Origin of the sequence: Streptomyces graminofaciens, from assembly GCF_030294945.1 — a bacterium.
GTDB lineage: Bacteria > Actinomycetota > Actinomycetes > Streptomycetales > Streptomycetaceae > Streptomyces > Streptomyces graminofaciens.
Map to the genome: position 1 here is coordinate 7,295,127 of NZ_AP018448.1, position 15,231 is coordinate 7,310,357.

The window sequence follows — 15,231 nt, forward strand, 5'->3', positions numbered from 1 at the left end:
AATGGGGTGCCCGTCCTGCCCCTGTTCGCCCGGAGTTTGCCTGGGCGTGGGGAGGGCGTTGGCTAACAGGAGACCGGTGAGGGGGCGGGAGGGTTGTACGGGAGTTCGAGAAATTTTTGAGCGGGGTGGGGGTGGTGGGGTTGATGGGGGGCCATGGGGCTCGGGGGCGCCACATCGGCCGTCACGGAAACGGGTAGCTCCGGGGCATACGAGTTCGAGAACGGGGTGAAGTCATGCAAGAAACCGTTTGGACCGTGGCCGCGGTGATCGTCATCTTGAACACCGTGGGCTTCCTCGCGGCCGTGCTGTTCGTCAAGGTGCACCGGGTGTGGAAACGCCGCCGGGGGTGAGAGCGGGGGGTGAGGGCGGAGGGGGCGAAGGGCCCGCACTCCTGTGACCGGATCGCGGGCCCAACTCATCTATGCCGTACGTCAGTTGGCGGCCTGCCCGCCGAAACCGGGTGATCCCTTCGTCGACAGGCCCACGGAGGACGCGGAGAGGGTGCGTGAGCCGGTCGTGGTGATCTTCGTGCCGTCGGAGGGCAGGTAGACCACCCGGCCGTTGCCGCCGTTCTCGCCGGACGCCCCGACCGTGAGGTCCGCCTTGCCGTCGCCCGTGACGTCGGTGAGCTTCACCTCGGAGCCGAAGTGGTCGTACCTCTCGTCCGCGCCGGGCACACCGGCCGTGGACTGGGCGAAGTGCTGGAGGCCGGAGTCGGTGTCCAGGCCGGAGGCCGAGCCGTAGAGGACCGTGACCGCGCCCGTGTCGCCGACACCGTTCAGGCTCTCGCCGGACACGCCGACCACCAGGTCCTGGAAGCCGTCGCCGTTGATGTCGCCGAGCGACAGGTCGTTGCCGAACTCGTCGCGGATCTCGGAGGAGTCGGGCACGTTGCCGGTGTCCTGGGTCACCGCGACGGCCGTGCCCGGGCCGGAGGCCGAGCCGTAGGCGATGTGGACCTGGCCGCCGGTGACGGCGTCGGGCCCGGACAGTACGTCGCCGTCGGACGGGTCCCAATCCTCGCCGGTCACGATGTCGCCGTAGCCGTCGCCGTTGATGTCGCCGATGCCGCTGACGATTCCGGACTTCAGCTGCTGGGCGGAGGAGACGGACAGGCCGGAGGCGGTGCCGGGCACGTAGTAGTTGACGATCAAGCGCTTCTCGCTGTCGGGATCCCAGCCGGTGACGATCAGGTCGGTCCGCTTGTCGCCGTTGACGGCGCCCGCGGTGAGATTGACCGCGCCGGTGAATTCCTCGGACTTGATGGGCGGCTCGAAGGTGTAGCGGCCGCCGGCCTTGCCGGACTTGGCGATGCCGCCCTTGAACACGTGGATCGTTCTCGAAGCGGTGCCGACCGCGAGGTCCTGCTTGCCGTCGCCGTCGAAGTCGCCCGCGGCCAGGGACTTGCCCCAGTCGCCGTGGGTGACGGGCGCCGGGTCCTTCAGGGTCGTAGCGCCGGACAGGCCCTTCGGTGAACCCCACACGATGACGACCGTGCCGGTGTCCCTGTCGCCGCCGGCGTCCTCCAGGGCCGCGGAGACGGCGAGGTCGTCGTAGCCGTCGCCGTTGAAGTCGCCGTAGGCGGGGTCTTGGCCGAAGCAGTCGCCGGTCTCGGCGCTGTCGGGGATTCCGGGCGTGTTCTGGCTGATCGTGGTGCGCTTCGTGGACGTCACGCCGTTCGCCGAGCCGTACAGGGCGACGATCTGACCGGCGAAATTGTTGCCGCCCACATTGGCGCCGACGGCCGAGTACGCGACATCGCCGTACCCGTCGCCGTTGAAGTCGGCCACGGGCTGGTGGACCGAGTCGGCCGCGGTCGCCGTCGCGGCCGTGAAGGTGAGCAGACCGCCGGTCAGCGCGGCCGCGGAGGCCGTCGCGAGGGCGAGTCGCAGGTGCTTGTGCATGCGGGTCTCCTGCGGCATGCGGGACGCCTGGTAGTAGGCGTCCACAGTAAATGGGGGGTCCGAACTCCCCCTGGTTCACCCGGAGTTGGCCTGGGCGTGGGGAGGTCGTTGCTGAACAGGAGACCGGTGGGGTGGCAGGAGAGTTGTACGGGCGTTCGAGAAATTTGTTGGCGCGGGAGGGGCTAGGCGGAGGGCGGCAGGGGGTCGGAGACGAAGGTCCCCAGCCCGACTTCGCCTCGTGTCCAGCCCTGCTCCCGTGCATGCCGCATGGCCTTCGCTGCCGTTGCGTTCACCACGCCGAACTCCTGGGCGATTTCCAGCGTGGAGGGCACGCGGCTTCCCGGCGGATATGTGCCGTCCTGGATGCGTCGGATGATCTCCGCTGCGATCTGTCGCCACAGCGGGCGTGTGCGATCAAGCTCCATGAACTTCAGCGTGGATGACCACGGCATTCTGTGCATCCGTGGTTATCTGCGGTTATCTACGGGTATCGTGGCTCCGAAAGCAGAACGGCCCCGACTGGAAGCGGCTACTTCCTCACCGGGGCCTGAGCCGACTGAACAGGAGTCGACCTATGCGCAGCCTAATGGCCGCGATCCTGACCTTCTTCCTGCCTCCTCGTGGAGCGCACCGAGCCGCCGTGTCACGGCAGGGACTCACCCCCTGGCCGCCCTGCCCGCCCCGTCCGCCCCATCCGCACAGCGAGGTCATCCTCGCCGACGGCCTCCCCCTGGTCCGCCCGTACGTCGCCGTATGGGAACGCGAGCGGGACGAGCTGGACCGGCAACGGCTTCAGCGGGCGCGGCGCCGGGCGGCCGTTCTCGCGACGCTCGGCCAGGACTACGTCCCGTTGGAGGCAGCCGTATGAGTACGTCACGTCTTCGCAGCCTCGGCGTCGACCCGGGCACCGGCAAGGAGGCGTTCGTGGTCGCGCGACCCGGCGGTTTCCTTGAGGAATTGGCCGACGTGCACGCCCTGAAGGCCGCCGCCGTCCTCGTCGCGGTCGTCGGGGCCGTGCTGGAGGGAGGCAGGTCGTCGGACGCCGAACTCGCCGCCTTCGTACCGGCGTTGCACGGCGCGCTCGAAGAATGCGTCGGCATCATGGCGGCGGACAGGGCGTGACGGAGCGATGAGTGGGTGCCCGGGGTCCGCCCTGAGCACCCACTCACACACTCACCCGGCGCCTTATCGGCTCAGCACCCTGCCGTACCCCACCGCCCCCGACAGCCGCAGCTTCGCCGGGCTGAGCGTCACGGCCGGCAGGCGGGGCGCGTCGCCTGCGGATGCCCGGTACCAGAGGGCACCCGCAGGGCCTGCGGCGGAGCCGCTGTTGGACACAGCCTCGCCCGGCGCGCCGATCACATGGTCGTCGTACCCCGCCGTGTCGTAGTCCGCCGCCGTCACCGCCGCGCCGAACAGGTCGCCCTGCTCGGCTGTCCCCGGCACCCCGGGGGAGTTCTGGCTGAAGGACGGGCCGGTGAAGACGCCGTCGCCGCCCGCCTCCAGCTCCCAGTACGCGCCCGCCCGGGCCGCCGTGCCCACGGTCTCGTGGCTCGCGCCCGCGAGCAGCGCGTCGCCGCTGCCGTCGAGGTCCACGACCGCCAGCGAGGCGCCGAAGTTGTCCTCGGTCTCCGCCGTGCCACCCACGGACGGGGAGGACTGGGTGGTGCAGGTGACCTTGCCGCCGAGTGTCGTGCCCGGGGCGCCGAAGACCGTGGCGATGGCGCCGCCGAGCTGGTCCTCGCAGTGGGTGCGGTCGGACTCGGGATTGCGGTGCACCTCGCCGATCGCGAGGTCGGTGCGGTGGTCGCCGTCGAAGTCACCGGCGGCGAGCGCGGAGCCGAAGTCGGAGGTGCGCCAGCGGGTCTCCCAGGTGCCGGAGGCGAGCGAGCGCACGCGGGTGCCGGAGCTCTCCATGCCGTAGAAGGTGGACGCGAAGTCGTCCGTGCCGTCGCCGTCGAAGTCGGCGCTGGTCAGGGCGCGGGCGTCGCCGAAGTTATAGGCATCGACCGGGGTGGTCGGCGAGGCGGTGGTGAGCGGGCCGCGGCGCAGGACGCTCTGGCCCACCTCCTCGCCGCCCACGGTGAGTACGACGTCCTGGTCGCCGTCGCCGTCGTAGTCCCCGGCGGTGACGAGCCGGCCGAGCTGCTGGTTGTCGACACCCTTGGCGATCGTGTACCCGGACTTCAGGCCCTTGGCCGATCCCCACAGGACGTAGGCGGCGCCCCCACGCCGGCCGGACGCCTTCACCCGCTCGCCGGGGGCCGTGACGACCAGGTCGGCGAAGCGGTCGCCGTTGAAGTCGCCGGACTGCACGGCGTACCCGTACTGGTCCCCGGCCTCCGCGGTCCCCGGAACACCGGCGCTCGCCTGGCTGATCTTGCTGGTGCGGCCCCCGAGCCCCTTGGCCGAGCCCCAGAGCACATGTACGAACCCGGCCTCCGCCCGGCCGACGGCGGTGCCCTTGGGGACGCCGACCGCGAGGTCCGCGTACCCGTCGCCGTTGAAGTCGCTGCGCACGGACGGGGCGGCGGTGGCCGTGGGCGCGGTCAGCACGCCGACGGCCAGAGCGGAGGCCGCGACGAGCACGACGGCTGGAAAAGCTCTTCGCCCGCGCGTCGGCCGGAGGCCGCGCCGCTGGTGGGGAGAGGGGGACATGGGGGGCTCCAGGTGAGGATTCGCAACCACGAGTGCCCCCCAGGAGGAGGACGGTGGGCGTGCCGTTATTGGGTGTGACACCAGAGACGGACGAAGGGTTGTGTGCGGGTGGCCGAGAAGTGAACCCGAGTGCGGGCGAACGTTCGTCGGCGGTCGTGCGTCTGCGGTGCGAAGCGACCGCAGAACACCACTGACTAGGAGACGTGACGATGACCGGTATCCGCGTACGGATCGCCCTGGCCGCCCTGGCGTTGAGCCCACTGGCCGTCGGCTGCTCCGCGCTCGCCGGCGGCGGGCAGAGCAGCGCCTCGTGCGTGTTCGCCGTGGACTACGACGACCGCTTGTACGTCGACGTGGGCGGCGTCGACTACGAGCTGGGCGCCGAGTTGGGCACGGCACGGGAGTCGTTCTGCGACGACCAGGGCGGCGGCGATGAGGACCGGGTCCCGGAAGAGGACCTGACCCTCTACAAGGTGTACGCCCTCAAGGGCGTCGACACCGACGACGCCATCGCGGTCCGCGAGTCCCCGAAGGGGGAGGTGCACGTCGTGCTCCATGGGACCGAGGACGAGGGTGTGAACAAGGCGGCCGAGAGGATCTTCGGCCGCGACAGCGGAGACAGCGGAGACAGCGGAGACAGCGGAGACAGCGGAGACAGTGACGACGGAGGCGGCAGCGGCGCGAGCTCCGCGAGGTGCGCGTTCGCCGTGGAGTACGGCGAGAACACCTACACCGGCCGCGCGGGCGCCGAGTTCGAACTCGGCGCCAAGGTAGGGACGGCCCGTACGACGTACTGCGACGACACCCCCGGCGACGGCGACGGCGACGGCGACGGCGCCGCCACGCCCGAGCCGGAGCGGTTCGAGGCGTACGAGGTCGAGGGGCTGGACCCGGCCGACGTCATCGCGATCCGCCGCTCGGCGGACGAGGAGCCGTACTTCATGGTGCGTCTGGGCGACGATCTGCCGCCGGAGGTCGAGAAGCTGCTCTCGGCGCAGTAGGCGGTCGGGCGGCGAAACGGGCGACGCCCCCGGGTCCTTACTGGACCAGGGGGCGTCGCAGAGCCGCCCGCCCAGACACGTACCCACTTCGACCGGTAACCGCTTTGACCGGTTACCACTCTGGCGGGGTACCAGGCTGGACGGGCGGGCCCGTGGCTACTTCACCGGCTCCGGCTCCGGCTCGCTCTCCGTCTCCGCCGTGCCCGCCGGGGGCTCGTCCTCGTCCGGGACCGGGGTCTTGACGGACTCCAGGAGGAGCTGGGCGACGTCGACGACCGTGATGGACTCCTTGGCCTTGCCCTCGTTCTTCTTGCCGTTCACGGAGTCCGTGAGCATGACGAGGCAGAACGGGCAGGCGGTGGAGACGATGTCGGGGTTGAGGGACAGGGCCTCGTCGACACGCTCGTTGTTGATGCGCTTGCCGATCCGCTCCTCCATCCACATCCGCGCGCCACCGGCGCCACAGCAGAAGCCGCGCTCCTTGTGGCGGTGCATCTCCTGCTGACGCAGGCCCGGAACGGCGGACATGATCTCGCGCGGGGGCGTGTAGATCTTGTTGTGGCGGCCCAGGTAGCAGGGGTCGTGGTAGGTGATCAGACCCTCGACCGGGGTCACCGGGATCAGCTTGCCCTCGTCGATCAGGTGCTGGAGCAGCTGGGTGTGGTGGATGACCTCGTAGTCGCCGCCGAGCTGCGGGTACTCGTTGCCGAGCGTGTTGAGGCAGTGCGGGCAGGTGGCGACGATCTTCTTGGCCGACTTCGGCTTCTTCGTCTCCGGGTCGTCGTCGTCCTCGCCGAAGGCCATGTTCAGCGCGGCGACGTTCTCCATGCCGAGCTCCTGGAACAGCGGCTCGTTGCCGAGGCGGCGGGCGGAGTCACCGGTGCACTTCTCGTCGCCGCCCATGATGGCGAACTTGACGCCCGCCATGTGCAGCAGCTCGGCGAAGGCCTTGGTGGTCTTCTTCGCCCGGTCCTCCAGCGCGCCCGCGCAGCCGACCCAGTACAGGTACTCGACCTCGGACAGGTCCTCGATGTCCTTGCCGACGACCGGAACCTCGAACTCGACTTCCTTCAGCCACTCCAGGCGCTGCTTCTTGGCCAGGCCCCAGGGGTTGCCCTTCTTCTCCAGGTTCTTGAGCATCGTCCCGGCCTCGGACGGGAAGGCGGACTCGATCATCACCTGGTAGCGGCGCATGTCGACGATGTGGTCGACGTGCTCGATGTCGACCGGGCACTGCTCCACGCACGCACCGCAGGTGGTGCAGGACCACAGCACATCGGGGTCGATGACGCCGTTCTCCTCGACGGTCCCGATCAGCGGCCGCTCGGCCTCGGCGAGCGCGGCGGCGGGAACGTCCTTGAGCTGCTCCTCGGACGCCTTCTCCTCGCCCTCCATGCTCTTGCCGCCACCGGCCAGCAGGTACGGCGCCTTGGCGTGCGCGTGGTCGCGCAGCGACATGATGAGCAGCTTCGGGGACAGCGGCTTACCGGTGTTCCAGGCCGGGCACTGCGACTGACAGCGACCGCACTCGGTGCAGGTGGAGAAGTCCAGCAGCCCCTTCCAGGAGAACTGCTCGACCTGGCTGACACCGAAGACGTCGTCGTCACCGGGGTCGGTGAAGTCGATCGCCTTGCCGCCGCTGGTCATCGGCTGCAGGGCACCCAGGGCGGTGGCACCGTCGGCGTTCCGCTTGAACCAGATGTTCGGGAAGCCGAGGAAGCGGTGCCAGGCGACACCCATGTTGGTGTTCAGCGAGACCACGATCATCCAGATGAACGAGGTGCTGATCTTCACCATCGCGGTGAGGTAGACGAGGTTCTGCAGCGCCGGGACGCTCAGCCCCTTGAAGGCCAGGACCAGCGGGTACGAGGCGAAGTACCCGGCCTCGTAGTGCTCGACGTGGTGCAGCGCGCCCTCCAGGCCCCGCAGCACGTAGATCGCGAGACCGATGGTGAGGATGACGTACTCGACGAAGTACGCCTGACCGGCCTTGGAGCCCGCGAAGCGGGACTTGCGGCCGGCGCGCGAGGGCAGGCTCAGCAGGCGGATCACGATGAGCACGGCGATGCCGAGGATCGTCATCACACCGATGAACTCGATGTACAGCTCGAACGGCAGGAACCCACCGATGACCGGCAGCACCCAGTCGGCCTTGAAGAGCTGGCCGAACGCCTGGGCGAGGGTCGGCGGCAGGGTGAGGAAGCCGACGGCAACGAACCAGTGGGCGAAGCCCACGATGCCCCACCGGTTCATCCGGGTGTGGCCGAGGAACTCCCGCACCAGCGTCACACTGCGCTGATAGGGATTGTCGGTACGGCTGCCGGCCGGGACCGGCTGGCCCAGTTTGAAATACCGGAAGAACTGACCGATGGCGCGTGCGAGCAGCGCGACGCCGACCACGGTCAGAACCAGCGACACGATGATCGCGGCGAGTTGCATGTCGGGGCTCCTCGGGCCTGCGAGGGAGGTCTCAGCGAGATTACTAAGCGGTAACTTAGGTGGTACTTCGAGACTACCCTCATCTCTTGCCGCACTGTAGCCAGCGAGGCGGTGATCTGCGTCGCTGAGGGTTGCCTGAGTGACCGTGGCGTGACTGTGCGGTGCCGGACGGGTCGGTCCGGGGTGGCGCGGCCGTTCGCGGGGATTGCCGATCCGAGCCGATCCGAGCCCGTGCCACCCCGTAAACCCGATCGTGTTATTCCCGCAATATCGGGGCATACCGTCATAACCTCGGCTTGTGCTGTACGGGATCGCCTCCGCTGCCTCCGCCCTGCTCCTCACCGCCGTGCTGACCGCGCTGCTGCGGGCCCCCGCCGTGCGCCTCGGTCTGGTCGAGCGTCGGCGGGGCCGGGTGGTGCCGTTGCTCGGCGGGTTGGCGGTGACCGGTGGGACCGCGCTCGTGGCCCTCGGCGGCGAGTGGACCGGGGTCGCGCCGCTGGGGGAGGAGGCGGCGTGGCTGCTCGCCGGAGGGTGCGCGGTCGCGCTGCTCGGGCTGGTCGCCGATGTGCGACGGGTGCCGGCCGTGGTGCAGACGGGGTGCGTGGCCGGGGTGGCCGCGGTGGCCCTGCCGTACGAGGAATGGGGTGCCGCGGGCGCGGTGGCGGCCGTCGCGCTGACCGTACTGCTGACATTCGCCTTCGCCTCCCTCGACCACGCGGACGGCGTGCTCGGGGCCGTCGGCGCCGTGACGGCCTTCGCGCTCGGCGGATGCGCCGCCGCCGCGTTCTACGGCGAGGTCGCCGCCCTGCTCGGCGTACTGGCCGCCGCGCTCACCGGTTTCCTGGTCCTCGGCCGCCCTCCGGCGCGGGTGGTGCCGGGCCGGTGCGGGGCGCTGTTCGTCGGCTTCGTCCTCGCCTCGACGGTGGTGCTCGTGCACGCGGACGCCGAGACGGGTTGGTCCGGCCCGGCGGCGGTGTTCGCCCTGACGGCGGTCGCGACCGCCGACGCCGTACTCGTCCTCGTCTCGCGCCGCCGGGCGGCCCGGCCGCTGCTGCGTGCGGCCCCCGACCACGTCGTCCATCGTCTGCGCCGACTCGGCGTGACGCCCGGGGCGGCGACGGTCGCCGTCGGGGTCGCGGCCCTGGCCGGTGCGGTCATGGGCCTGTTGATCGACCTCGGACGCCTGGGCCCGACGGCGGTGTGGTGGGTGGCGGGGGCGGCCGGGATCGTGGTGCTGGGGCTGGTGTGGGTGCCGGTGTACCGGCCGGGGGTGGGACGGCCGCGGCGGCCGTACGGGACGCCCTCGGGCAGGAGCGCCGCGCCGCGGCCCTACGACCGCGACGGCCAGCTGGCACTCAGGCGGCGGACTAGCTGACCGGACCGGCAGGGTGAACGGGTGGGCCGAGCGCGTCGGTCGTGTCGGTCGAGTCGGGTGTCGCTTCGGGCGCCGCTTCGGGCGTGGGGCCTGGCAGGTGCGGTCGTCCATCGACAAGGATGCCCCGATGAACGATCACATAGCCCCGCGTCCGCCCGTGCTGAGCCCGGTTCGTTGGGTGGCCCGCGGTGCCGTCATGGCCCTGGCCCTCGCCGGTGCCGCGTGGGTGGCCCGGGCCCTGTGGCACGTTCGGCTCGCGGCGGCCGGGATGCCGGACGCCGGGCCGCTCTACCGGGACGGGGACCGGCAGCGCCTGCCGACGCCGCTGGAGGACGGCTACCACGTCGTCAGCTCGGTGGGAGATGTCGCCACCCTGATCTGCGCGCTCACGTTCCTGCTCTGGCTGCAACGCCTCCGGGACAACGCCCGCACCCTCTCCGGCCGACCCCCGCGCTACGCCGGGATCTGGGTCTACGCCGGCTGGATCATCCCCGTCGCGAACCTCTGGATCCCCCGCGGAGTCGTCGCCGACATCCACCACGCCGGCGCCCCCGAGGCGCGACTGCCGCGCGCGGTGAACTGGTGGTGGGCCCTGTGGCTCGTGGCGATGCTCAGCGGCACGGGCCTGATGTACGCGGACACGACGGACGAGGTCATCGCACGGGCCTACGACAAGGTGGAGCTGCTCCTGGCGGCCGACGCGGCGGTGATCGGCGCGGCGGTGGCGGCCGTCTTCGTCGTACGCGCGCTGACGGCGACTCAGCAGCGGTACGCCCCATGACCCCCACCGCGTACCCCCGGACAGGTGATCGTTTGACGCCGCCCAACCCCCCCTCAACCCCACAAACCCCCAGCTCACCCGCCACCTACACATAAGCAGCAGATAAAAGTTGAGCCCCCTCGACTCAGCTCTGTTGACCGAGCGGGAAGGGTCATGCACACTTGAGTCCGTTCCACTCAAGTCATTGTTGGAGGAATTGAAATGGCACGTGCGGTCGGCATCGACCTGGGCACGACTAACTCCGTCGTCAGCGTTCTGGAGGGCGGCGAGCCCACCGTCATCACCAACGCCGAGGGTGCCAGGACCACGCCGTCCGTCGTCGCCTTCGCGAAGAACGGTGAGGTGCTGGTCGGCGAGGTCGCCAAGCGCCAGGCGGTCACGAACGTGGACCGGACGATTCGGTCCGTGAAGCGTCACATGGGTACGGACTGGAAGATCGAGCTGGACGGCAAGCCGTTCAACCCGCAGCAGATGTCCGCGTTCATCCTGCAGAAGCTGAAGCGGGACGCCGAGGCGTACCTGGGCGAGAAGGTGACCGACGCGGTCATCACCGTCCCGGCGTACTTCAACGACTCCGAGCGGCAGGCCACCAAGGAGGCCGGTGAGATCGCGGGACTGAACGTCCTCCGCATCGTCAACGAGCCGACCGCCGCCGCCCTCGCCTACGGCCTCGACAAGGACGAGCAGATCATCCTCGTCTTCGACCTCGGTGGCGGCACGTTCGACGTGTCCCTCCTCGAGATCGGTGACGGCGTCGTCGAGGTGAAGGCCACCAACGGTGACAACCACCTCGGTGGTGACGACTGGGACCAGCGCGTCGTCGACTACCTGGTGCAGCAGTTCCGCGCCGGGCACGGCGTGGACCTCGCCAAGGACAAGATGGCCCTCCAGCGGCTGCGTGAGGCTGCCGAGAAGGCCAAGATCGAGCTGTCGTCCTCGACCGAGACCTCGATCAACCTGCCCTACATCACCGCCTCCGCCGAGGGTCCCCTGCACCTCGACGAGAAGCTCACCCGCGCCCAGTTCCAGCAGCTCACCGCGGACCTGCTCGAGCGCTGCAAGACGCCGTTCCACAACGTCATCAAGGACGCGGGCATCAGCCTGTCCGAGATCGACCACGTCGTCCTGGTCGGTGGCTCCACCCGTATGCCCGCCGTCGCCGAGCTCGTCCGCGAGCTGACCGGTGGCAAGGACGCCAACAAGGGCGTCAACCCGGACGAGGTCGTCGCCATCGGCGCCGCCCTGCAGGCCGGTGTCCTCAAGGGTGAGGTCAAGGACGTCCTGCTCCTCGACGTGACCCCGCTGTCCCTCGGTATCGAGACCAAGGGCGGCATCATGACGAAGCTCATCGAGCGGAACACGACGATCCCGACCAAGCGGTCCGAGATCTTCACGACCGCCGAGGACAACCAGCCCTCCGTGCAGATCCAGGTCTACCAGGGCGAGCGCGAGATCGCGGCGTACAACAAGAAGCTCGGGATGTTCGAGCTGACCGGTCTGCCGCCGGCCCCGCGCGGTGTCCCGCAGATCGAGGTCGCCTTCGACATCGACGCCAACGGCATCATGCACGTGACCGCCAAGGACCTGGGCACGGGCAAGGAGCAGAAGATGACCGTCACCGGCGGCTCCTCGCTGCCGAAGGACGAGGTCGACCGGATGCGCCAGGAGGCCGAGAAGTACGCGGAGGAGGACCACGCCCGCCGCGAGGCCGCCGAGAGCCGCAACCAGGGCGAGCAGCTCGTCTACCAGACGGAGAAGTTCCTCAAGGACAACGAGGACAAGGTCCCCGGCGACATCAAGACCGAGGTCGAGGCCGCCGTCGAGGAGCTGAAGGCCACGCTCAAGGGCGAGGACACCGCCGAGATCCGTACGGCCACCGAGAAGGTCGCCGCCGTCTCGCAGAAGCTCGGCCAGGCCCTGTACGCCGACGCCCAGGCCGCGCAGGCCGCGGGCGGCGAGGCCGGTGCCGGCGCGGGTGGCGGTGACGCCAAGGCCGACGACGACGTCGTGGACGCCGAGATCGTCGACGAGGACCGCAAGGACGGTGCCGCGTGACAGAGGAGACCCCGGGCTTCGACGAGCAGCAGCCGCAGTCGGCTCAGCCGCAGCAGCCCGACGTCCCCTCCGGCTCCGAGGACGCCGAGCCGAAGGCCGCCCCCCAGGAGGGGGCGGCCCCGGCCGGGGACGCGGCAGCAGCGGCCCAGGTGGCCGGTCTGACGGCCCAGCTGGACCAGGTGCGTACGGCGCTCGGTGAGCGCACGGCGGACCTCCAGCGGCTCCAGGCCGAGTACCAGAACTACCGCCGCCGGGTCGAGCGCGACCGGATCACGGTCCGGGAGATCGCCATCGCGAACCTCCTGACCGAACTCCTGCCCGTGCTCGACGACATCGGCCGCGCGCGGGAACACGGCGAACTGGTCGGCGGCTTCAAGTCCGTCGCCGAGTCGCTGGAGACCGTCGCGGCGAAGATGGGTCTCATGCAGTTCGGCAAGGAGGGCGAGCCCTTCGACCCGACGCTCCACGAGGCCCTGATGCACAGCTACGCGCCGGACGTCACCGAGACGACGTGCGTGGCGATTCTGCAGCCGGGGTATCGCATCGGCGAGCGCACCATCCGCCCCGCGCGGGTGGCCGTCGCCGAACCGCAGCCGGGCGCGCAGGCCGTCAAGGCCGACGAGGCCGAGGCGGGCGACGACAAGGAGAGCGGTGGCCCGGACGAGGGCTGACGCCGACCGCGTGCACACCGAGGGGAAGGAGGGACGTCGAGGATGAGCACCAAGGACTTCATCGAGAAGGACTTCTACAAGGTCCTCGGCGTCCCCAAGGACGCCACCGAGGCCGAGATCAAGAAGGCGTACCGGAAGCTCGCCCGCGAGTTCCACCCGGACGCCAACAAGGGCAACGCCAGGGCCGAGGAGCGCTTCAAGGAGATCTCCGAGGCGAACGACGTCCTCGGCGACCCCAAGAAGCGCAAGGAGTACGACGAGGCCCGCGCCCTCTTCGGCAACGGCGGCTTCCGCCCCGGGCCGGGCGCGGGCGGCGGCTCGTTCAACTTCGACCTGGGCGACCTCTTCGGAGGCGGCGCCCAGGGCCAGGGCGGCTCCGGCGGCTTCGGCGGGGGCATCGGGGACGTCTTCGGGGGCCTGTTCAACCGGGGCGGCGCGGGCGCGGGCACACGTGCGCAGCCCCGGCGCGGCCAGGACATCGAGTCCGAGGTCACGCTGAGCTTCACCGAGGCCATCGAGGGCGCGACCGTACCGCTGCGCATGTCCTCCCAGTCCCCGTGCAAGGCCTGTTCGGGCACCGGCGACAAGAACGGCACGCCCCGCGTGTGCCCGACCTGCGTCGGCACCGGCCAGGTGGCGCGCGGCTCGGGCGGCGGGTTCTCCCTCACCGACCCGTGCCCCGACTGCAAGGGGCGCGGCCTCATCGCCGAGCACCCCTGCCTGGACTGCAAGGGCAGCGGCCGCGCCAGGTCCTCCCGCACGATGCAGGTCCGTATCCCGGCCGGAGTCACGGACGGCCAGCGGATCCGGCTGCGCGGCAAGGGGGCACCCGGCGAGCGCGGCGGCCCGGCCGGTGATCTGTACGTGGTCGTGCATGTGGACCCGCACCCGGTCTTCGGCCGCAAGGAGGACAACCTCACGGTGACCGTGCCGGTGACGTTCGCCGAGGCGGCGCTCGGCGGGGAGGTCAGGGTCCCGACCCTGGGCGGCCCGCCGGTCACGCTGAAGCTGCCCTCGGGCACGCCCAACGGGCGCACGATGCGGGCCCGCGGCAAGGGCGCCTTCCGCAAGGACGGCACCCGCGGGGACCTGCTGATCACGGTCGAGGTGAGTGTCCCGAAGGACCTGTCGGGGAAGGCTCGTGACGCACTGGAGGCGTATCGCGAGGCGACCGCGGAAGAGGACCCGCGGGCGGAGCTGTTCCAGGCCGCGAAGGGAGCATGAGAGAGATGGACGGTCGTCGACGCAATCCGTACGAGCTGACGGAAGAGACACCGGTGTACGTCATCTCGGTGGCCGCCCAGCTCTCGGGCCTGCACCCGCAGACCCTGCGCCAGTACGACCGCCTGGGCCTGGTCTCCCCGGACCGCACGGCCGGGCGCGGCCGCCGATACTCGGCCCGCGACATCGAACTCCTGCGCACCGTCCAGCAGTTGTCGCAGGACGAGGGCATCAACCTGGCCGGCATCAAGCGCATCATCGAACTGGAGAACCAGGTCGCCGCGCTCCAGCAGCGCGTCGCCGAACTCCAGTCGGCGGTCGAGGGCGCGGCGGCGGCGATGCAGCAGCGCGAGGCCGCGGTCCACGCGTCGTACCGCCGCGACCTGGTGCCGTACCAGGAGGTGCAGCAGACCAGCGCGCTGGTGGTGTGGCGGCCGAAGGGGCGCCAGCCGTCGGACTGACGTCATGTCTTGAGCGGCGACTGGTCGGCTGAGCGAGTGAGCGGCTGAGCGGCTGAATGACTGAGCGAACGACGAGGGACCTGCCGGTACTCACCAGTACCGACAGGTCCCTCGTGTCGTCTACAGATACGGCCGCGTGATCAGCTCGATCGCGTGGCCCGCGGGGTCCTTGAAGTACACGCCCCGACCGCCGTGTTCGTTGTTGATCTCGCCGGGGCGGCGCATCTGGGGGTCGGCCCAGTGCGTGATGCCGCGGTCGCACAGACGCTGATAGGCGCGGTCGAACAGTTCGTCGTCCAGCAGGAACGCGTAGTGCTGCATCTGGATCTCCACCGGCGGCTCGGCGAACTGGAGCAGCACGCCGTCGGTGAGCTGGACGTTGGTGAACGGTCCCCAGGACGGCGCTTCGGTGAGTTCCAGCAACTCCCGGAAGAACAGGGCCGACCGCTCGCGGTCCTTGGAGGCGATGATGGTGTGGTTGAACGTGGCTGACATTCGGCTGACCTCGTTGTCGTTCGGCGCGAAGCACGAAGGATGGGGATACGAGAGGAACGGGCTCGTGGTGCTCGGGCGCCAGGAGGTCCGCGTGCCGAATGCGAGGTGCCGGGGTGCCGTCGACGCACCCACCGTGCGATCAGCCCTCCACCGGGTGGCCAATCCGTGTG

At 70.1% G+C, this 15,231-nt stretch carries 14 protein-coding genes; 9 read left to right on the top strand and 5 right to left on the bottom strand.

What is annotated here, in order from left to right; all coding sequences use genetic code 11:
• Positions 1-431: 431 nt before the first annotated feature.
• Both SGFS_RS31700 and SGFS_RS31705 read right to left on the bottom strand, forming a co-directional pair.
• Positions 432-1,904: an FG-GAP and VCBS repeat-containing protein gene (locus tag SGFS_RS31700; protein ID WP_286255346.1), complete on the bottom strand. Its 1,473-nt coding sequence runs from the start codon at positions 1,902-1,904 to the stop codon at positions 432-434.
• Between the two features lie 182 nt (positions 1,905-2,086).
• Positions 2,087-2,329 carry a winged helix-turn-helix domain-containing protein gene (locus tag SGFS_RS31705; protein WP_286255348.1) on the bottom strand — a complete coding sequence of 81 codons (243 nt, stop codon included), beginning with the start codon at positions 2,327-2,329 and terminating at the stop codon, positions 2,087-2,089.
• A 149-nt stretch (positions 2,330-2,478) separates the two neighbouring features.
• On the opposite strand from SGFS_RS31705, the gene SGFS_RS31710 reads away from it, so the two are divergent.
• Together SGFS_RS31710 and SGFS_RS31715 are read left to right on the top strand one after the other, a co-directional pair.
• Positions 2,479-2,772: a hypothetical protein gene (locus SGFS_RS31710; protein ID WP_286255351.1), complete on the top strand. Its 294-nt coding sequence runs from the start codon at positions 2,479-2,481 to the stop codon at positions 2,770-2,772.
• On the top strand, positions 2,769-3,026 hold the full coding sequence (locus SGFS_RS31715; RefSeq protein WP_286255353.1) for a hypothetical protein: 258 nt from the start codon (positions 2,769-2,771) through the stop codon (positions 3,024-3,026). The genes SGFS_RS31710 and SGFS_RS31715 overlap by 4 nt, the downstream gene beginning before the upstream one ends.
• Positions 3,027-3,089: 63 nt before the next feature.
• Here SGFS_RS31715 and SGFS_RS31720 read toward each other — a convergent pair whose 3' ends face one another.
• Positions 3,090-4,562 (bottom strand): FG-GAP and VCBS repeat-containing protein, encoded by a 1,473-nt coding sequence (locus SGFS_RS31720; protein WP_286255356.1) that lies wholly within the window; start codon positions 4,560-4,562, stop codon positions 3,090-3,092.
• A 209-nt stretch (positions 4,563-4,771) separates the two neighbouring features.
• Here SGFS_RS31720 and SGFS_RS31725 point away from each other — a divergent pair, with 209 nt between their 5' ends.
• Positions 4,772-5,563, top strand: a complete 792-nt coding sequence (locus SGFS_RS31725) for a DUF6281 family protein (RefSeq protein WP_286255358.1) — start codon at positions 4,772-4,774, stop codon at positions 5,561-5,563.
• Positions 5,564-5,719: 156 nt separating this feature from the next.
• On the opposite strand, the gene SGFS_RS31730 is transcribed toward SGFS_RS31725, so the two are convergent.
• Positions 5,720-8,002 (bottom strand): (Fe-S)-binding protein, encoded by a 2,283-nt coding sequence (locus tag SGFS_RS31730; protein ID WP_286255360.1) that lies wholly within the window; start codon positions 8,000-8,002, stop codon positions 5,720-5,722.
• 298 nt (positions 8,003-8,300) lie between these two features.
• Here SGFS_RS31730 and SGFS_RS31735 point away from each other — a divergent pair, with 298 nt between their 5' ends.
• The 6 genes from SGFS_RS31735 (at position 8,301) to SGFS_RS31760 (ending at position 14,566) form a co-directional block, all read left to right on the top strand.
• On the top strand, positions 8,301-9,377 hold the full coding sequence (locus SGFS_RS31735) for an MraY family glycosyltransferase (protein WP_286255362.1): 1,077 nt from the start codon (positions 8,301-8,303) through the stop codon (positions 9,375-9,377).
• 127 nt (positions 9,378-9,504) lie between these two features.
• Positions 9,505-10,158, top strand: a complete 654-nt coding sequence (locus SGFS_RS31740) for a DUF4328 domain-containing protein (RefSeq protein WP_286255364.1) — start codon at positions 9,505-9,507, stop codon at positions 10,156-10,158.
• A gap of 201 nt (positions 10,159-10,359) precedes the next feature.
• Positions 10,360-12,213: a molecular chaperone DnaK gene (dnaK, locus tag SGFS_RS31745; RefSeq protein WP_286255366.1), complete on the top strand. Its 1,854-nt coding sequence runs from the start codon at positions 10,360-10,362 to the stop codon at positions 12,211-12,213.
• Positions 12,210-12,884 carry a nucleotide exchange factor GrpE gene (gene grpE, locus SGFS_RS31750; RefSeq protein WP_286255367.1) on the top strand — a complete coding sequence of 225 codons (675 nt, stop codon included), beginning with the start codon at positions 12,210-12,212 and terminating at the stop codon, positions 12,882-12,884. Before dnaK ends, grpE begins: the two co-directional genes overlap by 4 nt.
• A 42-nt stretch (positions 12,885-12,926) precedes the next feature.
• Positions 12,927-14,108, top strand: a complete 1,182-nt coding sequence (dnaJ, locus tag SGFS_RS31755; protein WP_286255369.1) for a molecular chaperone DnaJ — start codon at positions 12,927-12,929, stop codon at positions 14,106-14,108.
• Positions 14,109-14,113: 5 nt separating this feature from the next.
• Complete coding sequence (locus tag SGFS_RS31760; RefSeq protein WP_286255370.1) at positions 14,114-14,566, top strand: heat shock protein transcriptional repressor HspR; 453 nt, start codon at positions 14,114-14,116, stop codon at positions 14,564-14,566.
• A gap of 120 nt (positions 14,567-14,686) precedes the next feature.
• Here SGFS_RS31760 and SGFS_RS31765 read toward each other — a convergent pair whose 3' ends face one another.
• Positions 14,687-15,061 (bottom strand): VOC family protein, encoded by a 375-nt coding sequence (locus SGFS_RS31765; protein WP_286255372.1) that lies wholly within the window; start codon positions 15,059-15,061, stop codon positions 14,687-14,689.
• Positions 15,062-15,231 lie beyond the last annotated feature (170 nt).